22 protein-coding genes are annotated in these 21,842 nt (G+C 60.8%); 5 read left to right on the top strand and 17 right to left on the bottom strand.

Annotation, left to right across the window (positions count from 1 at the left end; translation table 11 throughout):
* Positions 1-542: 542 nt before the first annotated feature.
* The gene (locus tag B0G83_RS06230) at positions 543-2,282 is read right to left on the bottom strand and encodes a methyl-accepting chemotaxis protein (RefSeq protein ID WP_105506485.1); all 1,740 of its coding nucleotides are present in this window, start codon (positions 2,280-2,282) and stop codon (positions 543-545) included.
* 1,510 nt (positions 2,283-3,792) lie between these two features.
* Positions 3,793-5,250 (bottom strand): DEAD/DEAH box helicase, encoded by a 1,458-nt coding sequence (locus B0G83_RS06220; protein ID WP_105506483.1) that lies wholly within the window; start codon positions 5,248-5,250, stop codon positions 3,793-3,795.
* Between the two features lie 232 nt (positions 5,251-5,482).
* Here B0G83_RS06220 and B0G83_RS06215 point away from each other — a divergent pair, with 232 nt between their 5' ends.
* Positions 5,483-6,115, top strand: coding sequence for a GNAT family N-acetyltransferase (locus tag B0G83_RS06215; RefSeq protein WP_105506482.1), 633 nt, complete (start codon positions 5,483-5,485; stop codon positions 6,113-6,115).
* Between the two features lie 33 nt (positions 6,116-6,148).
* Here B0G83_RS06215 and B0G83_RS06210 read toward each other — a convergent pair whose 3' ends face one another.
* Both B0G83_RS06210 and B0G83_RS06205 read right to left on the bottom strand, forming a co-directional pair.
* Positions 6,149-6,883 (bottom strand): transporter substrate-binding domain-containing protein, encoded by a 735-nt coding sequence (locus tag B0G83_RS06210; RefSeq protein ID WP_105506481.1) that lies wholly within the window; start codon positions 6,881-6,883, stop codon positions 6,149-6,151.
* A gap of 66 nt (positions 6,884-6,949) precedes the next feature.
* A complete protein-coding gene (locus B0G83_RS06205; RefSeq protein ID WP_146120162.1) occupies positions 6,950-8,332 on the bottom strand; it encodes a hypothetical protein in 1,383 nt (460 codons plus the stop codon).
* Positions 8,333-8,384: 52 nt separating this feature from the next.
* Between B0G83_RS06205 and B0G83_RS06200 the strand changes: the two genes are divergently transcribed.
* Entirely contained in the window at positions 8,385-8,666 is a 282-nt protein-coding gene (locus tag B0G83_RS06200) for a hypothetical protein (RefSeq protein WP_374954887.1), read from the top strand.
* 69 nt (positions 8,667-8,735) lie between these two features.
* Here B0G83_RS06200 and B0G83_RS06195 read toward each other — a convergent pair whose 3' ends face one another.
* Positions 8,736-9,647 (bottom strand): AraC family transcriptional regulator, encoded by a 912-nt coding sequence (locus B0G83_RS06195; protein ID WP_105506479.1) that lies wholly within the window; start codon positions 9,645-9,647, stop codon positions 8,736-8,738.
* A 163-nt stretch (positions 9,648-9,810) separates the two neighbouring features.
* Here B0G83_RS06195 and B0G83_RS06190 point away from each other — a divergent pair, with 163 nt between their 5' ends.
* The gene (locus B0G83_RS06190) at positions 9,811-10,644 is read left to right on the top strand and encodes an oxidoreductase (protein ID WP_105506478.1); all 834 of its coding nucleotides are present in this window, start codon (positions 9,811-9,813) and stop codon (positions 10,642-10,644) included.
* Between the two features lie 39 nt (positions 10,645-10,683).
* Here the strand turns inward: B0G83_RS06190 and B0G83_RS06185 are convergent, their stop codons facing one another.
* From B0G83_RS06185 to B0G83_RS06165, 5 genes are all read right to left on the bottom strand, one after another.
* Positions 10,684-11,082, bottom strand: coding sequence for a hypothetical protein (locus B0G83_RS06185; RefSeq protein ID WP_105506615.1), 399 nt, complete (start codon positions 11,080-11,082; stop codon positions 10,684-10,686).
* A gap of 56 nt (positions 11,083-11,138) precedes the next feature.
* Positions 11,139-12,149, bottom strand: a complete 1,011-nt coding sequence (locus tag B0G83_RS06180) for a response regulator (protein ID WP_105506477.1) — start codon at positions 12,147-12,149, stop codon at positions 11,139-11,141.
* A gap of 190 nt (positions 12,150-12,339) precedes the next feature.
* A complete protein-coding gene (locus B0G83_RS06175; protein WP_308701385.1) occupies positions 12,340-12,744 on the bottom strand; it encodes a response regulator in 405 nt (134 codons plus the stop codon).
* Between the two features lie 7 nt (positions 12,745-12,751).
* Positions 12,752-14,089 carry a sensor histidine kinase gene (locus B0G83_RS06170; RefSeq protein ID WP_105506476.1) on the bottom strand — a complete coding sequence of 446 codons (1,338 nt, stop codon included), beginning with the start codon at positions 14,087-14,089 and terminating at the stop codon, positions 12,752-12,754.
* A 1-nt stretch (position 14,090) separates the two neighbouring features.
* On the bottom strand, positions 14,091-15,497 hold the full coding sequence (locus tag B0G83_RS06165) for a class I SAM-dependent methyltransferase (protein ID WP_105506475.1): 1,407 nt from the start codon (positions 15,495-15,497) through the stop codon (positions 14,091-14,093).
* Positions 15,498-15,980: 483 nt separating this feature from the next.
* Between B0G83_RS06165 and B0G83_RS06160 the strand changes: the two genes are divergently transcribed.
* Entirely contained in the window at positions 15,981-16,193 is a 213-nt protein-coding gene (locus B0G83_RS06160) for a ParD-like family protein (RefSeq protein ID WP_105506474.1), read from the top strand.
* Positions 16,190-16,957: a type I methionyl aminopeptidase gene (map, locus tag B0G83_RS06155; RefSeq protein WP_105506473.1), complete on the top strand. Its 768-nt coding sequence runs from the start codon at positions 16,190-16,192 to the stop codon at positions 16,955-16,957. Before B0G83_RS06160 ends, map begins: the two co-directional genes overlap by 4 nt.
* Before the next feature lie 82 nt (positions 16,958-17,039).
* On the opposite strand, the gene B0G83_RS06150 is transcribed toward map, so the two are convergent.
* From B0G83_RS06150 to B0G83_RS06120, 7 genes are all read right to left on the bottom strand, one after another.
* On the bottom strand, positions 17,040-17,696 hold the full coding sequence (locus tag B0G83_RS06150; protein ID WP_105506472.1) for an HAD family hydrolase: 657 nt from the start codon (positions 17,694-17,696) through the stop codon (positions 17,040-17,042).
* A gap of 49 nt (positions 17,697-17,745) precedes the next feature.
* Positions 17,746-18,060 (bottom strand): YdhR family protein, encoded by a 315-nt coding sequence (locus B0G83_RS06145; protein ID WP_105506471.1) that lies wholly within the window; start codon positions 18,058-18,060, stop codon positions 17,746-17,748.
* A gap of 162 nt (positions 18,061-18,222) precedes the next feature.
* Positions 18,223-18,639: a VOC family protein gene (locus tag B0G83_RS06140; RefSeq protein ID WP_105506470.1), complete on the bottom strand. Its 417-nt coding sequence runs from the start codon at positions 18,637-18,639 to the stop codon at positions 18,223-18,225.
* Complete coding sequence (locus B0G83_RS06135) at positions 18,636-19,178, bottom strand: helix-turn-helix domain-containing protein (RefSeq protein ID WP_105506469.1); 543 nt, start codon at positions 19,176-19,178, stop codon at positions 18,636-18,638. The genes B0G83_RS06140 and B0G83_RS06135 overlap by 4 nt, the downstream gene beginning before the upstream one ends.
* A 10-nt stretch (positions 19,179-19,188) precedes the next feature.
* Positions 19,189-20,316 carry a hybrid sensor histidine kinase/response regulator gene (locus B0G83_RS06130; RefSeq protein ID WP_105506468.1) on the bottom strand — a complete coding sequence of 376 codons (1,128 nt, stop codon included), beginning with the start codon at positions 20,314-20,316 and terminating at the stop codon, positions 19,189-19,191.
* Between the two features lie 9 nt (positions 20,317-20,325).
* Positions 20,326-20,955, bottom strand: coding sequence for a chemotaxis protein CheB (locus B0G83_RS06125; protein ID WP_105506467.1), 630 nt, complete (start codon positions 20,953-20,955; stop codon positions 20,326-20,328).
* Between the two features lie 6 nt (positions 20,956-20,961).
* Positions 20,962-21,807, bottom strand: coding sequence for a protein-glutamate O-methyltransferase CheR (locus B0G83_RS06120; RefSeq protein WP_035557708.1), 846 nt, complete (start codon positions 21,805-21,807; stop codon positions 20,962-20,964).
* Between the last annotated feature and the right edge of the window lie 35 nt (positions 21,808-21,842).

Below are 21,842 nucleotides of genomic sequence, written 5' to 3'. Positions count from 1 at the left end.
ACGGGCGGGAGCCGACCCACTTCTGCCCTTCGATGCAGGACGTCTGCAAGGGCAGCTGTAAAGGTGCAACGGTCGTTAGGAATGGCCGCTGACGGGTGAAGTCCCTCCGCAATACACCTTTTGAAATGCTCGCTTCAACCAGCGACGTTTGCCAACCGGCATTCGACGCGCATGAAGCTACCGGTCTACGTGGTTCTTCGCCCAAAACCGGGGAAGGGAGAGACTCAAGGTGTCTCTCAGCCTTGCTGCTGCAGATTCAACCTTCGTGTCGAGCACCTGCTGAACATGCGCGCCAGTAGGTCTGGATGAACAACGAGTCTGCGCCAGCGGATGACAGGATCCGTTCGAGATGGGGAACCTCATCCTCTGGTGTTGGGCGTATGAGGGCTCTCACTGTCTCCGCCCCTCTCCTTGTTGTTGTTTTCGCCCACTTCTCTCATGTGGTGTCCGACTGAGTCCGACCCGTACGCCATGCTTCGGTTGGGCCTGTCTCCGTCAATAACTGATGCGGGCGTGCCCTCGCTGTCATGTTGTCACCGGACTTAGAATGTGTCCCAGCCTTCGCTATTGAGTGCGCCCGCTGGGGATGCCAAGGCAGCGGCGGGCCGGGCAGGCGCGGCGGCTTTCCGGGCCGTCGGCCGTGCGAGTTGTGTACGCGGCATCGGACGATTTGCTGCGGATGCCGCGCCGCCCATTACGAGCGAAACGGCCCCGGCATCCATGCGGAAGAACGAAATCGCGTCATTCAGTTGCCGGCCCTGGTCTTCGAGTGACTTCGATGCGGCTGCCGCTTCCTCCACCAGCGCGGCATTCTGCTGTGTCACTTCGTCCATCTGCGTGATTGCCTGATTGACCTGTTCGATGCCCCGGCTTTGCTCGGTCGACGCAGCCGCGATTTCGCCCATGATGTCCGTCACGCGGGAGACGGCCTGCGTGACTTCGGACATTGTCTTTCCCGCCTCATTCGCGAGCATCGAACCGTCCTGGATTTTCTGGACAGATGCGTTGATCAGATCCTTGATTTCCTTAGCCGCGCTGGATGACCGCTGGGCGAGGCTGCGCACCTCGCTTGCGACCACTGCGAACCCCCGGCCCTGTTCGCCAGCCCTGGCCGCTTCCACCGCAGCGTTCAGCGCGAGGATGTTGGTCTGGAAAGCAATCCCTTCAATGATTCCCGTGATATCCGCGATCTTGGTCGAACTCGTGCTGATCTCGCCCATCGTGTCGACCACCTGACCGACCACCTTATTGCCTTTGAGCGCCACTTCGGATGCATTGGCGGAGAGAGAACTTGCCTGCTGCGCATTCTCGGCGTTCTGCTTCACCGTCGAGGTCAATTCTTCCATGCTTGATGCGGTTTCCTGCAGCGACGCGGCCTGCTGTTCGGTTCGCGAAGAAAGATCGACGTTGCCCGAAGCAATCTGGCTGGAGCCGGTCGCAATGCTGTCTGCCGCAGTGCGGACCCGACCGATCAGGCTGACCAGACTGGCCTGCATCTCGCCCATCGATGCGAGCACGCTCCCGGCCGGCGCACTCTTCGCACCCACCACCGGGCTCAGATCCCCACCCGCCACACGATGGGTCACTTCACCGAGGGCGCCCGGCTCGGCACCGAGGGCACGCAACAAGCCCCGGGTAATCATCACACCCGCGACGACCGCCAGCGCGACAGCGGCCAGGCAAATGGCGATCAGCAGATTACGCTGGCGCGCAAACTGCTCTCCGGACTCCTGCACCATTTGTACTGCGTGTTCGTGTGTCACGGCCTCGTAGTCGTTGGCAGCCTTGATCAGGGCGGAAAGCAATGGCCTGCATTTGGTATCGATCTCCGCAACGGCTGCATCGCGCTGGTTGCTCAGGGCAAGCCGGTCGATTTCCAGCGCTACCGGACGGTAAAGCGCTTCGATCCGGGAAATTTCGGCCGCGGCACTGCGCGCCTTGTCACTCATGTCCTGAGCGCTGGCCACCATCGCATTGAATTTTTGCAGATTCTCCTCGACCCGATGTTCAGCATCGCTGACGGCAGTTTTTTCGACCTCTACATCGGCGGGGGTCGTGACCAGAACGAGGTTGCGCACCGCAATCGCGCGATCATCAACTGCGGTGCGGACGGACTCAGCCATCGCGGCGCGCGCATTGATGCCGCTTACAAAGCCGGAAAAGCGGTCGTTGGCATCGTTGAGCGCTTTCAAGGCGATGCCCGACACGATCAGGACGATGGCGGCAAGCACGCCAAAAGCCCCCGTGAGTTTTGCCCTTACTGAGAGATTGCTGAGATTCATTTTTTAACTCCAGTTGCTGCCTGTCGCGCGCGAAAAGAGTGCTCGGGCCATTGGGTATCCAGGAAGACTCGCTCTGGTAGCGCAGGACACAAAACTTGCGCCTATGCATCAGGCATTACGGCACGTTTCTGCATGAGAGCAGGGTGGACAACCCTTCATCGGCAGGGCGCAAAGGTTTGCGCGCAATTGAATTTCCATATGGATAAATCACTTCGATTCATCATATGATTGTTTGACCTACATCAGTAAACATGTGACAGGCAGTCTGACCCTGCGCCGCGACGGATATTGCATTTCAGATCCTTCGCATAACTTATGATATTTTGCGTGACTCATGCAGAAAACGTTCACCGGGCAATAGCAGGGCTGTTGCTATCAAGACAGCAATTGGGCAGGAATCTAGGCAGGCTGGCAGTCCGGGCGCATCGGACGTCTCAGATGATGGAGCGGCCGCTCACTGAGTGCAGCGGCCATTTGAACGTCCGCGCGATAATGCGCGCGAATGACGCCTCATGGCCGAGCGGCGCCTGATGCGGCAGCCCCTCTGCGTGCCGGAGCGACCGGCTGCGGAAGTTGGCCGATCAAGGAGTCGGACGCACAAATTCCAGCCCAAATCTCACGTTATAGACAACGAAGCGGCCATCGGGTGTTATGACGAGGCCAGTGATATTTTCCCGATGAAAGTCGTCTATACGCGAATCATCGTCGACGCCAAGGCCGACGGTCAAAGCCCCGTCCTTCTCGATTAGCACTTTGTGGTCATAGTTCAGAACCGATCCCAAACAGCTAATCGTGCCTCCATTCACAACTAGCTCCGAAAGCGGATCATCAGCACCTATCCAGCGACCCTGCATTTGCGGCGGTAGCGGCTGATCACGTCCCAATCGATTCACTCTTATCCCTCTTCCTCGAGTCCAGTGAGAGGGATTGTCGACGATTCGGGCAGCCCTGTCGAATGTCTCAAAGTGGCCGAAGTGAGCCCGACGACGACCGGACTCAGGTCGACCCGGAGCGGTCGGTTGGTCTACTACATAGCGGTCACTGGAATTGACGTGATCTATCGTGGCACAAACGTTTTATACGGCCAACCTCGCGCCTGCGTCAGTCGATCATCGTACCGTCGCTGCCTATCAAGCAACTGCATGCTCAAAGCTGCCATACCCATATATTCAAGAACGCGCCAATTAGCATCATCGCCTTTCTCGAACGCCGCCTCGATTGCATCTAGAGCTAGCTCGAATTTGTTGTGGCTCAAGTACTCTTCGAATTCGTGAATTTCGTCAGCGCAGAATCCCTCTGCAGTTTCGGACAGGTTGGCTCTCGCTTCGCAAAGGTACTCTAACGTCTTGCTCCAACTCGAACGGTAGTCGTGAACGTTTGACCTGTGAAAATTCCACCGAATCTGGTGCGCTTATTGTCGACGATTTTCGCTGTAGGGTCGAAGGGCCGTACTTGGCCAAACGCGGACGGCTCCCCCCGTCCCAAGCTCGGCGTCACTCGCCCCCTCGAATCAAGGTTGGCGTTTTCCACGCCCACTAGCGGCCTTACCAGCCGGCTTCGCTGAACCCGCCCCCGCCTGGCCGGCTGCCTTACCAGCCGCCTTACCCTGCGGCTTCTGCACGCCAAATGGGCTCCCACTGGACAAACTCGCGCCTTTACCCGCAGTCGCAGAGCGCTGTGCCGCAGCCTTAGGTTTCTTCTCGCCACTTTGCGGGTGCGTTTTTTTGCGAGGCGCCGGCATGCCACCCAGCCCAGCTTGCGGCACTTTAGGCTTCTTGGGCTTTTTCGGTTTCTTGATGATCTCGCCCGTCGCGCTGGTTTGCGGCACGCGGTGTTCGGCTTCAAAACCTGGCTCTTCCTCGCGGCGCAGCGTCTGCCGGATCAGCGCTTCAATCGCGGCCAGTTGCGGCGCTTCATCGGCACACACCAGGGACACCGCCACGCCGCTAGCGCCCGCGCGGCCGGTACGACCAATACGGTGCACATAGTCTTGCGCCACGATCGGCAGATCGACGTTGATCACCAGCGGCAGGTCGTCGATATCGAGTCCGCGCGCCGCCACGTCGGTGGCAACCAGCATGGATACTTCGCCCGTCTTGAAGCGCTCCAGCGCACGCAGACGCGCGGGTTGCGGCTTGTCGCCGTGGATCGTGTCGACCGCATAACCCGCTTCATCCAGCATGGCCGCCAGGTAGTCCACGCCATTGCGGGTTTTGACGAATACCAGCGCGTGCGTCCAGTCGTTCTCGGCCACCAGGTGCATGAACAGGTCAGGCTTGTTCTTTTTATCCACCGTCACCACCCACTGCTTGATCTTGCTGGCCGTGGCATTGGGCGGGCTGACGCTGATATTGACCGGGTCGCGCAGAATGCCCGCCGCCATGGTGCGGATGTCGTCGGTAAACGTGGCGGAGAACAGCAGAGTTTGGCGCCGAGTGGGCAAAGCGGCGAAGACGGCGTTGAGTTCACGCGCAAAACCCAGATCCAGCATGCGGTCGGCTTCGTCCAGCACCAGCGTTTGTACCTGATCGAACTGCACGGCGTTCTGGCGATTCAGATCCAGCAGACGACCCGGCGTGGCAACGAGCACATCCACGCCTTTGCGCAACGTCATCATCTGCGGGTTGATACTCACGCCACCGTAAGCGGCGAGAAATCGTAAGTCGAGTCCTTTGCCGTAATCGATAAAGCTTTGCAGCACCTGTTCGGCCAGTTCCCGCGTGGGCACCAGCACCAGAACGCGCGCGCGGTTGCTGGACACCGCCGGGCCGTGCTGCACCAGCCGTTGCAACAGCGGCAGCGCGAAACCCGCCGTTTTGCCCGTGCCGGTCTGTGCCGCAGCCATGACGTCCTTACCGTTCAGCACGGCAGGAATCGCCTTGACCTGCACCGGCGTAGCTGTCTGGTAATGGAGGTCCTGCACATTACGCAGCAAGGGATCGATCAGGCCAAGCGAGGCAAAAGACATCGGCGTATTCCGGGCTAAAGCCGCAATTCTAGCGGTTACCGCCTGACCACGCCGTTTGGAGCATTACGCGGACAACTTGCCGCCAACGGATAAAGAACCCATACCGAATCAAAACCTACGCCTGAAGCACGGTTAGTCGCAACGGCAAACGGCCAACGCCAGCGGACTCAGCGTCCGAACCATCCAGCATTTTGAACAGGTAGATTACGGGGCCGAAATAACATTCGTCGACATGACCTCAGCTCAGTATCACAACACGTTGTATCGCACAGTATCGCTCGAAACCGATCGCCTGCTTCTGCTTCCGCCAACGCTCGACGACTTCGAAGCACTCCATTCGATGTGGTCGGACAGCCGCGTCGTCGCTCAAGTCATCGACTCGCCGCTCACCGAGGAAGAGGTCTGGTCGCGGTTACATCGGATCGTGGGGCACTGGGCGCTGTTTGGGTATGGTCACTGGATTGTTCGGGACAAGCGCAGTGGGAAATTTGTCGGCGAGCTCGGATTCTTTCGCTTCAAACGCGCGCTAACCGCCGACTTCGACACGGCACACGAAATCGGCTGGATGTTTGCGAAAGACTCGCAGGGACTCGGCTACGCCACCGAGGCAGCGACAGCGGCCCTGAAGTGGCTGGAAGCAGATTCTCAATGCAAGGAGACGGTGTGCCTCATTGCTCCGGACAATCTCGCGTCGCTGGCTCTAGCGAAAAAACTCGCGTACGAAATAAAGGATGAGGTCATCTACCGTGGCAAGTCGATGCTAGTTTTGCGCCGGCAGGCGACGTCGAATCAGACATCGCAAGACCTTACGCCATCACCCGGCGACCTCGAAACGGGACCGGCGATACCGCGACGCGAAATCTGATGGATCAGCGAACGGGCGTCGAACGTCCCGCCTTTATACCGACCGATGCTCGAGTGCGGGATCGATCTCTTTGGCCGTAAGGCCGAATCTCGCCATCCGTGCGCGATGCTCGGACGAGCCGAGATACCGGCGGAGTTGCTCGTTCACCGCATGAATCAGATCACCGTTGCTTCTGTTAAAAGAGAAGGCGCCGACCGGATGATGCTGCTGCCCTTCACTTCCCGTTTCGTGATCTACCGCTTCGACAGCGCTCCCAATCTGCCCGGCGAGTATCCGGTTGCCTAGCGCAGTACTTGCGTACGCATCGATTCTGCCTGAACGAACCGCTTCGATCGCGTCGGCCTGCTGCTCGAAGACGACGATCCGGTTTGCGGGCACACCCGCCGTTTTCGCGGCCTCATGTTGGACCTGTCCGGCGATGATGCCGAGCCGCGCATCTGAACGTTCCGCGATCGACGTGTAGCTACCGAGTCCTTTGGGATTTCCCGCCCGCACCAGAAAACCGTCGCCAATCGCCCACACGGGCACGCTGAATGCCACCTTGGTGGCCCGTTCGGGCGTGACGAATAGCGGCAAATTCATATCCCAGCGACCGGCCTCAACGCCGGGCAACAGCTCACTGAACGTCGTCAGGCAAGGTTCGATCCGGGTCACGCCGATCGCGCGAAGGACGGCATCGGCCAGATCGAGATCGGCGCCCGTCGCCGCCCCGTCCGGGCCTGTCCAACCGAATGGCGGTTCCTCGATGTACGCAATGGTGACTTTCACGATTTGCCTCCCTTCCCCGTCTCGGGTTCTAGCTCGCCGCCTTCGATAGCCGGAATCACTTCGGTTTCATTGCGGCGCGCGTTCGATAGTAACGTTCCGGATCACGACCTCGGTTCGCCCGTCTTCGTCGTCGATAGACTGGGTCCACGCAATGTTGTAGTCGGTCAACCACACGGAATGCCAGCTCTCATTCTTGCCGTGTGCCTTGGTGTCCGTGCACTGCAAGCCGATCGCCGAGCCCGTCAGCGAAGGGAAAATCGTCGACGCGGGCACCGCCTGGCCTATCTCGCAGCGCCGCGACTTCACGCCCTTCGCAGACGGTTGCGGCACGACGAGATCAAGGCTTTGTCCCGGCACGAGCTCGCGCTCCGCCGCGGGCATCGCAGCCTCGTCCTCGAGCGTGCCCCGTTGAGTCAAATCGGAGCCTCTCGCCACGACTTGCGTACGCAAGATCGCAATACCGTAGCTCAACGTAAAATCCGACCACCCTTGTGCAGTGGCGACATAGGCAATCACACCGTTATTGCGTCGATTGATAAACACGTTCCTGAATGCAGCGTTGTCGGCGGGCGTTTTTTTGTTCACCCAGTCGGCTTCGAAGGTCAAACGCGAGTACGGCAGCGGACGGCTACCGTCCGCAGGCAAATGGCGGCGCAGCGTCTCAGGCAATTGACGCTCGTCGAACGCATCGTCGAGATACGCCGACGGGCTGTCGAGCACCGTGTCGAACGCCGCCTTTTGCCCGCTCATCATCCGCATGAATTCGAACGATGCACGCTGTCGCACCGGCTCGGGTAATCCGTCAATTGCGTCGACCGAGAATGCGAGGGCGCCGCATGCGCCCGGCGGATAACCATGCGTTCCCGGCGCCACGGACGGCGTCGCATTCAGCCGTGCGTCCGCGTCGAGAAGATCCGTCACGCTGTATTGATCCTGAGGATGCGGCGACTTCGCGCTATTGATCGAAATTTCCAGAATCTGCATCATATCCTCCAGAAAGCGAGGCGACGACGTCCTGGCGAAGGCGAGAAAGTCAGCGCCAGCAGCCGGGGGCAAATGGCAGTCTTTCTGCGAGTCCATGGCCATGTCTTTCAGCAACTGCAGCATGCGCAGGCGGTCGTCCGCCGAGAGCGGCGCCGACCAGAAATTCTCCGCGCCGCCGGATTGCCGCGCCAAAGCAACCTGCCAGGCGGGATCGCTGGCGAACTTCGCAAGCCAGCGCATCAACACTTTCCCCTGCCCGGCGTCCGGATCGATTCCGGCCGCGATCAGCCCGTTGCGAAACTGCAGCGTGCTCGGCGTGGTTCTGCCGTCCGTCACCGCGCCCGGTGGCGACGAGTCCGATTTCGCCGATGCCGGCGCGGACGGTGCTCCGGACATATCAAGGCCATAGGCCGCCGCCGTTGAAAACATCAACAGTGCCCCGGCTATTTTTAGGGTGGTTTTCATTTTTTATCAGAAGGTCAGCGCGACCGTCATGTCGATAAGTCGGTCAGTCTTGATGAGTTTTTCCTTAGCCGACGTTAACGGCGTGTACCGGAAGAACTTGACTGGCATCGGAACTGAAATCGTCGCCGAGGCCATCAAGGTTCTGAATGCCTTGGGCCAAACAGGCCGACGCCATGCTGTTCGGCGCCATAGGCGACTGGCGATGCGACCGGCGACGCTTATTTCGGGCAACCTCATGGACGCCGCACTGCGGCACACGTTCATTTCCCCGGCTGGAATGATTCCAAAGGCACAAGCCGGGTCGGCACGAGCGAAACGGGTGATGCAGTCGTGACGGCAATCGCGAAAAGAACGTCGAGCGACTCACGTCGTCATGCGATCGACCCGCACGACACGCCGTCGCTCAATGCGACGAAACAAACTTCGCCTCCGGAAAAGCCGGAGGCAACGCGAAACTCTGGCGAAGATGCTTCGTCTCCGCGGCAGGCGTTCGACCAAACAGCCGCTTGAACTCGCGATTGAATTGCGAGGCGCTGGTATAGCCAACGGCATGACATGCCGCCTCCGCAGTCATGTCCTGGCGCACCATGAGCAAACGAGCCTGATGCAATCGGGTGGACTTCACGTACTGCATCGGCGAGGTCGACGTGATGGTTTTGAAGTGACTGTGAAAAGTCGCCACGCTCATTCCGGCCTGGCTTGCAAGGCTAGGCAGGTCGAGCGGCTCGGCATAGGTCGCGTGAATACGTTCCAGCGCTCGGCCAATCTTGCCGAACTGCCCTTGCATCGATAAAGCCGCCCGCATTGCGTTGCCTTGTCCGCCGGTCAGAACACGGAAATACAATTCACGCATCAGGGCCGGCCCGAGGATAGCGGCGTCGAGCGGCTGGTTCATGGCCTCCAGAAAACGCAGTACCGAGGCTCGCATTGCCGCATCCATCGGACTCGACATCATGGTCTGCGGCACCTTGCCCGCCGGCGGCAAGCCATGCCGGTCGATCTGAATCATCAACTCGGCGGCCATCTGAAAGTCCAGGTGCAGGTAGATCGCCAGCAGCGGCGACTCAGGCGTTGCATCGGTCTCCATGGTGAACGGAACCGGAACCGCAACGGCAAGATAGTGCTGCTCGTCATACACGTAGACCTGATCGCCCAGGTAGCCCCGCTTTCTACCCTGACACACGATCACGATGCCCGGATCGTAGAGCACCGGCGTGCGGGACAGCGCCCGATCCGAACGCAGGATGCGCACATCGCGCAACGCGGTCAGGTTGTAGCCTTCCTGCGGAGCGAGCGCGGTCAGCAACGCCACCATGCGGCGCCGCTCACGTGCGTCGCGCGTGGAAACTGCTCGCTCGACGCCCTTCTTGCTGGTTGCTCGGCTCATAGAAATAGGCAATAAAAATCGATAATCTGATCTGATTGACTGATGGAAGTCAGAATAACATGCAACCCTCAAACAGCTCAGGAGTGTTGCCATGTCATCGAACAAAACCCTGCTTATCACCGGCGTCAGTAGCGGCTTCGGCCGCGCGTTGGCCGAAGAAGCGCTTGCCGCAGGCTATCGAGTCGTCGGTACGGTGCGAAGCGAGCAGGCGAAACAGAGCTTCGAATCGCTCAACCCCGCGAACGCATTCGGTCGCGTGCTCGACGTGACCGACTTCGATGCCATCGAAGCGGTCGTCAGCGAAATCGAGGCAAACGTGGGCCCGCTGGACGTGCTGGTGAATAACGCCGGTTACGGGCACGAGGGCGTGATGGAAGAGTCGTCGCTAGCCGACATGCGGCGCCAATTCGACGTGAACGTGTTCGGTGCCGTCGCCGTCATGAAGAGCGTGTTGCCATTCATGCGTGAGCGCAGACGCGGACATATTCTCAATATCACGTCGATGGGCGGCTTTATCACCATGCCGGGCATCGCCTACTACTGCGGCAGCAAGTTCGCCCTGGAGGGCATCTCCGAAGTGCTCGGCAAAGAGGTCAAACCGTTCGGCATTCACGTGACCGCGGTAGCGCCAGGTTCTTTTCGCACGGCGTGGGCCGGTCGCTCGATGGTTCGAACACCGCGTTCGATCCCGGACTACGATGCGCTATTCGACCCAATCAGAAAAGGACGCGAAGAGAAAAGCGGCAAACAGCTCGGGGATCCGGTGAAAGCGGCACGCGCTATGTTGTCCGTGATCGAAAGCGACGAGCCGCCTTCGCATCTTCTGCTGGGCAGCGATGCGCTCAGCCTGGTCCGGGACAAACTCTCGTCGCTTGGCGCGGAATTCGATGCGTGGGAAGCGCTTACCCGATCGACGGACGGATGAATCCGACGCGAACCGAAGGAGTGCGTGACGCCAGCACGATTAGTGATAGGTGGTCGACGACGACTGGAGCTTCGTCAGCTCGCCGCCCACGAACCGGAACCAGCCTTGCGATCCTTGCATGACGACTTCGTCGCCTTGCCAGAACACGCGTTTGACCGTCATGCGCCGGCCCGTGCGCTGCACGAGCGGCGGGCGACGTCGAAAATCGAGCAGCACCGGACCGGCCTCGGTCTGCACGAGCATGCGCGTGATCGTGTCGTTTGCGGTGCCGGTGTCGTCGAAATGGACGAGCGTGTTCGCGTCGAAACGATCGAAAGGTTTCGCGTCGAGCATTGCGACGAAACCCCGCTCATTGCGCTCGAATTGCAGTTCGCCCGCGACTGTCGCGATGGGACCGGCGGCGCTGCTTTGCGCATGAGCGCCCGTCGCGAACGACATGGTTGCGAGCACGGCGAAGAGCCATCGCTTGCCGTCGCGTTTGATGAGTTGGCCGATCACGCGAACGTCGGCTCCAGAAACCGCTCGATCCAGACCGCCAACCGGTCGGCCGCAAAACTCGCATTGCGCGTGCCGACCCGGCAAACGATAGCGTCACCCTCGCGCACAAACTGCAGCGCGCCGCCGGCCTCTTCCAGCCATAGCAGGCAGGCGAGCCAGGCAGCGTGCTCGGCCGAGACAGCCTGACCCACCGGCCGCGTGAGGAACTCGCTCAATGTGGTCGGCGAGGTCCAGACCAGCGCGTCGCCGCCGCCGCGTACCGTGGCGCCGAGCACCTCGGTGAAGACCTGCAACGCGTCGGCGGCGCTACGCCCCGCGTTCTGCGTGCGCAGTTCCGCCAGCCGCAAACTGACCGCATGACCGAAGCTGCCGCCGCATTCGCTTTCGGCACGCACCACGTCGGCGTAATCCATACGTTGCCAGTCCGGCTCTGCATTGCGCGTACCGGCCAGTTCGGTGCCCGCCAGGTAGGTTTCCATCGGCTGGAAGCGGCCCGGACCGATCAGGCTGGCGCACAGCGTGTGCACGATACCGATACGGGTGGCCAGCGTCTGCGTCTGCAGCACGCTCAGCTTCTCGCGCACGAGTTGGTCGCGCTCCTTGCGCAGTCCCGCCAGCTCCAGCGCCTGCTTCATCTCCATGCGCAGCGCGCTGATGTCCCACGGCTTCTTGATATAGCGATGTATCTGCCCCTGATTGACGGCCTCGACGGTCTGGTCCAGCTCCGAATAGGCCGTGGTCAGGATCCGGACGATGTGCGGATAACGCTCACGCGCATAGCGCAGCAGTTCGTTGCCGTGTTCGCCCGGCATGCGCTGGTCGGACACCAGCACGGCCAGGCTGTCGGCGTGGGCATCCAGCATGGCCTTGCCGTCGTCCACGGAGGCGCCCGTCACGACCGGCGCGATCGCGCCGATGGCGCGCTCGAAGTATTTGACCGCGGTGGCTTCGTCATCAACGAACAGAATCGCCGGGGGCGGTGTCTGGTTGGCAATCGTATTGCTCATTGGTAACTCCTGTGGATTCGATCCTTGAAATTTTTGAATGCCAGCGCCACGGTCGTGCCGGCGCCGGACGCGGATGCGATCCTGGTACTCCCGCCAAAGGACTGCATAACGCAATTGCAGAAAATCATGCCGATGCCCATACCGCTAACGCCGGCGTTCGAGATAACGGGGTCGACCCGCGGGCGCGGCATCACTTCGGGCGCAATGCCGAAGCCGCTGTCGCCGCCGCCAGCATCTCGCGGACCGTGCTCAGGCCTAGCGGCTTCTCCAGAATTCGAAACACCTCGCCCGCATTGTCCGCTTCCAGCAGCGCGTCCTTGTCCGCGTACGCGGTCACAAGGATTCGCACGATATGCGGATACGCCTGCGAGACCTGCCGAAGCAGATCGCCGCCGTGCCGGCCCGGCATGCGAAAGTCGCTCACGAGGATCGCCACTCGTGCCCCTTCGCGACTCAGGATCGACAGGGCCTCGTCCGCGTCGCTGGCGAGCAGCACCTCATAGTCGCTGCCGGCCGCGCGCGCAAAGTACTTGCGAGCCAACTCCTCGTCATCGGCGTAGACGACAATCTGCCGTTCCTGCTGGGTCTCTTTCATATCGACATCACTCGGCACGCGGCAGATCGAAGTTGAACGCCGTCCATTTGCCTAACTCGCTTTCCGCAAACAATGTGCCGCCGTGCCGCTCCACCACCGCGTAGCTGATGGACAGGCCAAGGCCGAGGCCCTGGCCCACGTCACGGGTCGTGAAGAATGGTTCGAACACCCGCGCCAGATTCTCCGCGGCGATCCCCGGGCCGTTGTCGCGCACCTTCACATGCAGCCTCTCGTCTTGCCATTGCGCCGCGACATGCACCTGCGGCGATACCGTGGCGGCCTTGTGCATGGCCAGCGCGGCATTCGAGAACAGATTGATCAGCACACCGATCACCGCGGCTTCGTCGCCTAGCACGAGGGTGTCGAGGGGCAGCTCGCGCGTGATCGTCACGCCGCGCAACTCATGCGCGCTCAGCCGGATCGACGAATCGAGCGCCTTCTCGAACAGGAACGGCACGTCGTCGGCCGCCGCGCCGGGCTTGCGGTAGGCGAAGGTCTTCAGGTCCGACACGATGTGCTGAATGCGGTGCATGCCCTGCCGGGCATCCGTCAGACATTCCTGCAGCGACGGGCTCTCCTTGGCCTGCGGTTCTTCCATGGCGACTTCGATCGCCATCAGACAAAAGTTCACCGGATTGTTGACTTCGTGCAGCAATCCTGCGGACAACGTACCGATGGCCGCCATCTTCTCCTGCTGCAACAACTGGCCCTTGATCTTCGCCAGACTTTCATTGGTGCGGGCGAGCTGCTCGTTCTTGTGCGCCACTTCGTCCTTAAGCCGGAAAAGCTGGAATCGGCCCTTCTCGTTGAAGTAGGTGTAAATGGAACTGGCCAACGCGCAGAAGAAGATCAGGATCAGCTGGAACTGAAACTTGCTCGGGTTCACTATGCCGCCCGGATGCGCGGTGCAGGCAATGTAATAGAGGCAGACCGTGGCCAGGCCGAATGCCAGCGTCTGCCAATAGCCCGACGGAAACAGGATGCCCACCGCGAAGATCGTCAGGCTGAGTCCGGCATAGAACAGCGACTCCTCGCCCTGCGTGAAATAAATCATCCAGGAGATCATGGCCTGCGGCAGCAGCAGCCAGAAAAAGGTGATCACCTGCACGTGGCGCCGGCCCAACTTCGTATAAAGCGACAGCAAGGCCACGCCGATCGCCACGCTGGTCAGCACCCGAACCATGGCAAAGTACTTCTGCTCCGCCGGGTACACCACATAGTCCAGCGCCACGCCCATCAGCACCAGCAGGATCACGGTCAGACCGCCGGCCTTGCTGCACAGCAGGCGGTAGTCGCGCAACTCTTCACGATAGTTCGACTGCAGATCAAGCGAGGACGTTGTCATCTCAGGCCACTTGTTGCTGACCGACGATCACCTCGGCAAACACATTCACGCCGGTTGCATCAGTGTAAAGACGCGGCTCGCCGCAGTCTTCCGGCATGATTTCGGCCATCTGTGCCTCGTTGCGGTAGATCAGGTACCACTCCAGCACGTGCTCCATGCTGAAGCGCTCCGGGTTGTCGGCGTGGACGTTCGTGACCAGCAGGTGGCCGCCCCGCCGGGTGCGGCTGGCGAAATGCTGATTCAGCCGCGCGCAGACCTTGTCCGACAGATAGTCGAACAGGCCGGCGCAATACACCGCGTCGAACTCGCGGACGTCCGGCGCGTCCGCATCCATCCGACGCTTGAGCAGATGATGGACCGAATCATGCGTGAAGCTGATGCTCATGCGCTTGCCCATTTTCTGCGCGATGGAACCGAGGCGCTCGCGCGTCCAGTCGAGGGTCTCCTGACTGAAGTCGAGCAGTTCGAACGTCAGCCATTCCGGTTCGTCGTATTCATGAATGAAGCGCTGGATCTCCTGCGCCGGGCCGCAGCCCACGTTCAGCACCTTGAACGGCCGCCCCGCGACGCGCGCTTCATTGGCAAGCCGGGTCAGGTAGTTCACCAGTAACTCGACGCGATTGCGGTGCGCGCGTGCCACGGCCGTTTGCAGGAAGGCTGCGTTGACGATCTGGAAATACGTGCTCGGACCCTGACGAGGATCGTCGAGCATCTGGTTGACCATCATGTAGTCGCCGGCATAGCCCAGCGGCTTCGTGAAGGTGCGGAATACGAAGGGCGAACGCAACAGCAGAGGATGTAGCGCGGCCTGGGCAAAGGCACGATGTGCCGGCGCCAGTTCTTCGTCGACGAGGCGCGCCTCGCCTTCGAATGCGTCGAAGTAGGACTTGGTCTTCTCCATGAGCGGCGATGCCAGTTCGAGGAAAAAGTCCTCGCGCAGACTTTTGCCTTCTTTCGGCATGGTGTCCGCCAGGTCTGCCTGCTCGACCCAGCGCGACATGTCCGACAGAAACGCGCGAATGTGGTTGACCGCGATCTGATACTCAGGACGGATCTGGAAACGCTCGGCCCAGCCCTGCACGAACCGGCGGGCTTCTTCCCCCACGGTGCGCGCTTCGAGCGTGCCGCCACTCAGTTCCCGCCATTCGGCGATCAGCGTGACCGAGACGATCGCGGTCAGGCCGGTATTGACCATACTGATCACGACCGCCTTGCCCGAATAGGCGAGTTCCACCCCCATCTTGACCGACAGATCGTTCAGCACCTCACTGACCTGAACAATCGAGTACGGGTTATAGACCTCCATCACCAGGGACTTGCGCTGGAGATTGATGATCGTGCCTCGCACCTGCTCACCCTGCGAGTTGAGGAAGCTCACTACCGGATCGATTTGCGTTTTGGAATACACAGTATGGCGGCCAGGTAAGTACCACGAGAAGTTGGTTTGAAATCTGGTGCCATACCCAGGCTGGTAAGCCGCCTGGTTTAGCGTCGATGGTTTCCTCGGTTCACGTGACGAAGCGTCGCCATCGGTATTTCAGTTGCCGCCACGGCAGCCCGTTTTTTCTGAGCGGCACACCACTTTCTCCCGAACAGCATCGGCCAGACAAAGTATGCATTTGACTTATCCGCGTTAACTCGCGACTGCACGTGCACAAAGGGCATCGCGGTTCAACGAGACTCGTTAGCCTGGTGGGCCTCACGGCCCGTTTCAGAACAGCGCTGACTTTTGTGTCTGCAGCATTCTACTGATAAAAAAGATTACTGTCGTCTCACTCGCGCAATGAAATTCGACCGCCGACAGTTGCCGATCCGGCAGTAAAGATCGCTTGCACGACGACCCGTCGTGAATATATGATCCGTATACGTTTCATATATACGGAGAAGAGTGATGGGCATCGTGAACATCGACGACGATCTGCACGATCAGATACGCAAGGCCAGCACGGTGTCGTGTCGGTCGATCAACGCGCAGGCGGCCTTCTGGATCAGGATTGGCATGCTATGCGAAATGAATCCGACGCAAAGTTTCAACGAGATCGTCGCTCGTGAATTGCGCGCCGCGGGTGTCGTGGAGCCCACCGCCAGAATGGCCGCCGCATGACTAAACGGCCGGAAGAAATCGCATTGATGGCGCAGTCAGGCAAGTTGTTGGCGGAAGTATTCGGCCATCTGGACCGGTTGAATTTGATCGGCATGTCGACCATGCAGGTCAACGATCTTGTCGACAGCTTTATCGTGAACGACCTGAACGCACGCCCTGCGAGCAAAGGGCAATACGACTACGCCTACGCGCTGAACGCCTCGCGCAACAACGTGGTTTGCCACGGCGTTCCGGCCACGCATGAGTTACTGCAAAGCGGAGATATCGTTAATTTCGACATCACGCTAGAGAAGAACGGCTATATCGCTGACTCCAGCAAAACCTACCTTGTGGGCGAGGTTTCACCACCGGCCAAACGGCTCGTGCAAGTCACCTACGAAGCCATGTGGAACGGCATCAAGGCGGTTCGTCCGGGCGCCAGACTGGGCGACGTGGGGCATGCGATCGAACGTCACGCGCGGCGTAACGGCTATTCGGTCGTCAGGGAATATTGCGGGCATGGCATCGGGCGTGAAATGCACGAGGAACCGCAGGTGCTGCATTGGGGCAAGCCGCGAACGGGTTTGCTGTTGCGGGAAGGCATGGTGTTCACCATCGAACCGATGCTGAACCAGGGGCGGCATTCCGTTCGAACCGAAGAAGACGGCTGGACGGTGGTCACGTGCGACGGGCAACTGTCAGCGCAATTCGAGCACACCGTAGCAGTGACCCAGAACGGCGTGCGAGTCCTGACGTTGCGGCCCGAGGAACAGGCGCTGAACTGAGGGCATGGCCCGCGCGAGTCGGGCACGGGAGAGAACGCTCGTGGCCTTCCTCGGCCTCCTCCAATCTCCCGGCGCCTCGATATCAACGCACCAGTTGGACCAGCTCTCCGATATTTTCAGCGACGCACCGCTCGCCTCGCGCGGACCACCGTTCTCCCGACATCGTGCCGCTCAACACGCCAATAAAGCTCACGCCCGCCGCCCGTGCCGCGTCGGCATCGACAGGATGGTCACCCACGTATACGGCTGAAGCAGCAGCCACGCGCAATTGCGTCAATGCCAGCACTAGCGCGTCGGGGTAGGGTTTGTGACGCTGCACGTCCTCCGCGCCGACAATCACGTCCACCAGCGGACGCAGCCGCGCGACATCCAGAATCGCCTCGATGCGGTAGCGAAACTTGCTCGACACGATCGCCACACCGATGCCCTCGGCGCGCAGCCGTTCAAATAGATTGGGAACGTCGGGATAGATCCGGGTCGATGCCACCATGACTTCATCGGCCCGCTCGACAAAGAGACGGGCGAATTCGTCGGCGCGCTCCACCTCGCCGTTTCCCGTCAACGTTTGGAACATTGCCTGTAAGGGCAGGCCAATCACGGAAAAGATCTGCCCGCTCCCCACTTCCGCGAATCCCATTGCCGATAATGCGTATCGTGTACATTCCACGATTCCGCTGGACGAGTCGGCCAACGTGAGATCGAAGTCGAACAAGATGGCCTCGACGCGTCCACTTGCCATTAAGAAGCTCCTGGTTTGGGGTTCAGATAGCTGCGTCGAAAGCCGCGACCTATTCATCCGAGAGGATCTCGTCGATCACGTTATCGACCACGACAGGGCTATCAAAGTACGTGACCGAAGGAACCGCGCCGTAGGTCTCCTGCGCCAGTACTTTCCAGTTCTCGGTGTACATCGTCTCCGCTTCGGCGCGCGAGCGCCAGAGATAGACGCCACCGGCGGTGCTTCCGTCTTCCGACAAGATATAGCACTTACGCAGAAGGCCGGGCACGCCTCTATATCGCGAGGCCTTACTCAGGAAAAGACGCCGCGCCTCTTCGCGTGTGATCGGCTCCGACAACTTGAACGACGTGATAACCGTGATCATCGAAACGCTCCTCTTGCGGTAACAACCCCTAGATATCTAAACGACTCATTGCGGCTTTCAATTTGCTCCGCGGACACGACACGATATGGCGATTGGGCGCAGACCTGGTGCAAGTGATGCCGGCCGGCATCACCCCACTCCACGCCGGCCACTCACGGTGGATTACTTCGAACCTGCCGGCGCCTGAATCATCTTCCAGCCGTTTCCGGCCGGATCGCGAAACCCCGCATCCACACTACCGTACCGCTCCACCGGCTCCTGGGTGAACTCCACGCCGCGCTCTTTCAGCCTTGCGTAAGTGGCGCGACAGTCATCCACGGAGAGCACCAGCGCCGGCATCGCCCCTTTCGCGACCATCGCCCGCAGCGTTTGTGCGGTCGCCTCGTCGTGAACGGGCGGACCGGGAACGAACAGACCGAGCTGGAACGAAGGCTGATCCGGATGCTGCACCGTGAGCCAGCGATACGCACCGTTGCGCACGTCCGTATGCACCTTGAAGCCGAGCTTATCGACGTAGAACGTCAGCGCCTCGTCCTGATTATCGACGTACAAACCCACCACATTGACACCTTGACTCATAACGCCTCCCTGGTTGATGAGGGGACTGTATCGTCGGCGACGCGGCGGCGCTTCTCCAAAACTGCGATGTTGAGATCCGGGCGTTGCGCGGCTTTCAGCACGCAGGCCGGCACACGCTCGAGTTGCGGCATATCGGCTCGCGCGTCGACACGCATGGCGCCGGGACTTTTACCGGTAACGTCGCGAAAGATGCGGCCGAACGTGCCCAGGCTTTCCCAGCCGGTCGCGAAGGCGATCGTCGTGATGCTGAGATCGGTGTCGCGCAACAACGTGGTGGCCTGCTCGATGCGCCGCGTCAACAGATACCGATGCGGCGGAACGCCGAAGGCCCGTTTGAAGGAACGCGCGAAATGGGCTTCGGAAACGCCGCTGACCTCAGCCAGTCGCTTGACGGGCCAGGCCTCGTGCGAGGCAGCGTCCATGCGGTCCTTGGCGCGTAGCAGGCGGCGCAGCAAGGCTGGGTCCTGCAGCGCATCGGCACCGGCCGGCGCGGGCGACGAGGCAAGCGGCTGGGCAGGACGGTCTCGGGGAGCGCGCATGACTCGTGCATCACTTGCGTGTAAACGACCCACGCTGCAAGGTCACCATACGCGGCAGTTCGATCGTGAACACCGTGCCCATCGCTTCATCCGAATTCACGCTGACGTTGCCGCCGTGCATCCGCGCAATCTCCTGCACGATATGCAGGCCGAGCCCCAGACCTTCGCGCGAACGCGCGCCGCTGGTATTCGGCCCGAACGCCTTGAACAGATGGGGAAAGACTTCCATCGGAATCGTGCCGCGATTGGACACTTTCAGACGCACGGAATCCACCGCCTCGCCATCCACCTCGACGCCGATATCGCCGCCCGCCGCGCCATGATGCAGCGCATTGCTGACCAGGTTCGACACGGCTTGCCACACCAGATCCGTATCCCACGCGCCGCCGGTATTGCCGCTGCTCGCAAACACGATGCGCTTGCCGTTCTCGCGCGAAGCAAACTCGTCGATCACCGAGCGGCACAGTGTGGCCAGTTCGATCGAACGCGGCTGCAACGGTAGCCGCCCGCCTTGCAGACGCGCCAGATTGAGCAGTTGATCGACCATCCGCGCCATGCGCAGCGAACTGTTCTTCACGCGCGCGGCGACGGTGACCGATTGTTCGTCGGCCGCGGTGCGCATCAGATATTCCGCCGACGCCAGCACCGCGCCGAGCGGCGTACGCAAATCGTGGCTCAGTACCGCCATCAGCATTTCGTTGGCTTCGAGCATTTGCCGTGTCGTGACGAGCTGCGCCGCGAGCTGACGTTTCTGCTGTTCGAGCTGCACGAACACGTCAACCTTGGACTGCAGGATGCGCGGATCGAACGGCTTGTACAGGAAGTCGACCGCGCCGGCCTCGTAGCCGCGAAACGTGCGCGAAGCGTCCTGCGCGGTTGCCGTCAGAAAGATGATCGGCACATGCGACGTGCGCGGACTGCCGCGCATCAGCGCCGCGAGTTCGAAGCCGTTCATGCCGGGCATGTTGACGTCGAGAATCGCCAGCGCGACTTCGTGCTTGAGCAGCAGATCGAGCGCGGCGGTGCCCGAGTCCGCCACCAGCACATGCACGTCCGGCCGCGCCAGCAACGCTTCGAGCGCGGTGATGTTGTGGACGATGTCGTCGACGATCAGAATGTTGACAGGTGAGTTCGTCATGGCATCGGGTCAGAGAGAGGCCGGCAATGCGGCAAGCCGCAGCGCCATGGTTTCGGGAGTGTAAATGTAATCGGCCACGCCGGTTTCTATCGCGGCGCGCGGCATTTCGGGCGAACTGGCGGTGTCCGGCGCCTGCACCCAGGTGGTTCCACCGAACGCGCGCACGCGCTTCAAACCTTGTGTGCCGTCGTCGTTGGCGCCGGACAGCAGAATCGCCAGCAGACGTTCGCCGCATACCGCCGCCGCCGACTCGAACAACACGTCGATCGAAGGCCGCGAAAAGCGTACGGCGGCATCGGTGGAGAGCGCCACGGTGCGATCGACTTCCACCAGCATGTGATAACCGGGCGGCGCGACGTGCACGCGGCCCGGCAAAATCCGTTCGCCGGCATCGGGTTCGAGCACCGGCAACGCGCAGCGGTGCGCGAACGCGGGCACCAGATAGCTCGGCGAATCGGGCGGCAAATGCGTGACGATCATCACCGCCGCCGCAAAGTCCGCGGGCAAGGCGCCGAGCAGCACGTTCAGCACTTCGATCCCGCCCGCCGAGCCGCCGATCACCACGAGCTCGTACGCGCGCGACCCGGCCGCGCCTGGGTGGGCGGCAGCGGTAGCGGGCTGAACGGTTGAGCCTGACATGACGGCCTAGCGCTTCTGATAAATGCGTTCGCTCGAACGAAACTCGTCGAACGCTTCGTAATGACGGGAAAACCGCAAACTTTCCTTGCTGCCCAGGCCGAGAAAACCGCGCCGCACCAACGCGTTTTCGAACAGCCCCAGTGCGCGATCCTGCAGGCCGCGATCGAAATAGATCAGCACGTTGCGGCACGACACGAGGTGTGCTTCGAGAAAGACTTCGTCGGTCGAGAGGCTGTGGTCCGCGAACACCACGCGATCCTTCAGCGAGCCGGCAAAGCGCGCGCCGCCATAAGCTGCGTGATAGTAATCGGACAACGAACGCTTGCCGCCCGCCGCCAGATAGTTTTGCGTGAAGCCCTGAATCCGGTCGAGTGCGTAGATGCCGGACTCGGCGCGCGCGAGCGCGTCCGGATTGATGTCGGTTGCGTAGAACAGCGTCCGCTCGGTCAACCCCTCTTCGTCGAACAGGATTTTCAGCGACCAGAGTTCCTCGCCGGTGCTGCAGCCCGCCACCCACACCTTGATCGACGGATACGTGCGCAAACGCGGCAGCACATGCTCGCGCAGCGCCAGAAAATACGCGGGATCGCGAAACATGTCGCTGACCTGCACCGTCAGGTACTGGAACAACCGCGAAAATTCGTCACCGTGACGCATGATGCGATCCTGCAACTGCGACAGCGTCTTCAGGCCGAATTCCTCCAGCGCCTGCGATAGCCGGCGGCGCAGCGACGACATCGCGTAGTGGCGAAAATCGTGCTGATATTTGAGGTAAATCGCCTCCAGCAGCAATTTCAACTCGATGTCGAAATCGCTGATGCGTTGCGGCGCGTCGAATTCAGACCCACTCATTCGTTCAGGCTCATCCGTTCAGACTGGTTTATCGG

It is taken from the genome of Paraburkholderia sp. BL21I4N1 (genome assembly GCF_002973525.1).
In the GTDB taxonomy this organism is placed as follows: Bacteria; Pseudomonadota; Gammaproteobacteria; order Burkholderiales; family Burkholderiaceae; genus Paraburkholderia.
The sequence above is the reverse complement of the archived record's forward strand: the minus strand, read 5'-3'. Positions and strand labels throughout refer to the sequence as shown.

Coding starts and splice junctions, on each gene's coding strand:
- B0G83_RS06180 (WP_105506477.1), bottom strand. CDS start 12,149: ATGAGCAATACGATTGCCAACCAGACACCGCCCCCGGCGATTCTGTTC.
- B0G83_RS06130 (WP_105506468.1), bottom strand. CDS start 20,316: ATGACGAACTCACCTGTCAACATTCTGATCGTCGACGACATCGTCCAC.
- B0G83_RS06175 (WP_308701385.1), bottom strand. CDS start 12,744: ATGAAAGAGACCCAGCAGGAACGGCAGATTGTCGTCTACGCCGATGAC.
- B0G83_RS06145 (WP_105506471.1), bottom strand. CDS start 18,060: ATGATCACGGTTATCACGTCGTTCAAGTTGTCGGAGCCGATCACACGC.
- B0G83_RS06125 (WP_105506467.1), bottom strand. CDS start 20,955: ATGTCAGGCTCAACCGTTCAGCCCGCTACCGCTGCCGCCCACCCAGGC.
- B0G83_RS06190 (WP_105506478.1), top strand. CDS start 9,811: ATGTCATCGAACAAAACCCTGCTTATCACCGGCGTCAGTAGCGGCTTC.
- B0G83_RS06220 (WP_105506483.1), bottom strand. CDS start 5,250: ATGTCTTTTGCCTCGCTTGGCCTGATCGATCCCTTGCTGCGTAATGTG.
- B0G83_RS06140 (WP_105506470.1), bottom strand. CDS start 18,639: ATGAGTCAAGGTGTCAATGTGGTGGGTTTGTACGTCGATAATCAGGAC.
- B0G83_RS06215 (WP_105506482.1), top strand. CDS start 5,483: ATGACCTCAGCTCAGTATCACAACACGTTGTATCGCACAGTATCGCTC.
- B0G83_RS06170 (WP_105506476.1), bottom strand. CDS start 14,089: ATGACAACGTCCTCGCTTGATCTGCAGTCGAACTATCGTGAAGAGTTG.
- B0G83_RS06135 (WP_105506469.1), bottom strand. CDS start 19,178: ATGCGCGCTCCCCGAGACCGTCCTGCCCAGCCGCTTGCCTCGTCGCCC.
- B0G83_RS06200 (WP_374954887.1), top strand. CDS start 8,385: ATGAGTTTTTCCTTAGCCGACGTTAACGGCGTGTACCGGAAGAACTTG.
- B0G83_RS06150 (WP_105506472.1), bottom strand. CDS start 17,696: ATGGCAAGTGGACGCGTCGAGGCCATCTTGTTCGACTTCGATCTCACG.
- B0G83_RS06205 (WP_146120162.1), bottom strand. CDS start 8,332: ATGAAAACCACCCTAAAAATAGCCGGGGCACTGTTGATGTTTTCAACG.
- B0G83_RS06230 (WP_105506485.1), bottom strand. CDS start 2,282: ATGAATCTCAGCAATCTCTCAGTAAGGGCAAAACTCACGGGGGCTTTT.
- map (WP_105506473.1), top strand. CDS start 16,190: ATGACTAAACGGCCGGAAGAAATCGCATTGATGGCGCAGTCAGGCAAG.
- B0G83_RS06195 (WP_105506479.1), bottom strand. CDS start 9,647: ATGGTGGCGTTGCTGACCGCGCTCGCTCCGCAGGAAGGCTACAACCTG.
- B0G83_RS06120 (WP_035557708.1), bottom strand. CDS start 21,807: ATGAGTGGGTCTGAATTCGACGCGCCGCAACGCATCAGCGATTTCGAC.
- B0G83_RS06185 (WP_105506615.1), bottom strand. CDS start 11,082: ATGTCGTTCGCGACGGGCGCTCATGCGCAAAGCAGCGCCGCCGGTCCC.
- B0G83_RS06160 (WP_105506474.1), top strand. CDS start 15,981: ATGGGCATCGTGAACATCGACGACGATCTGCACGATCAGATACGCAAG.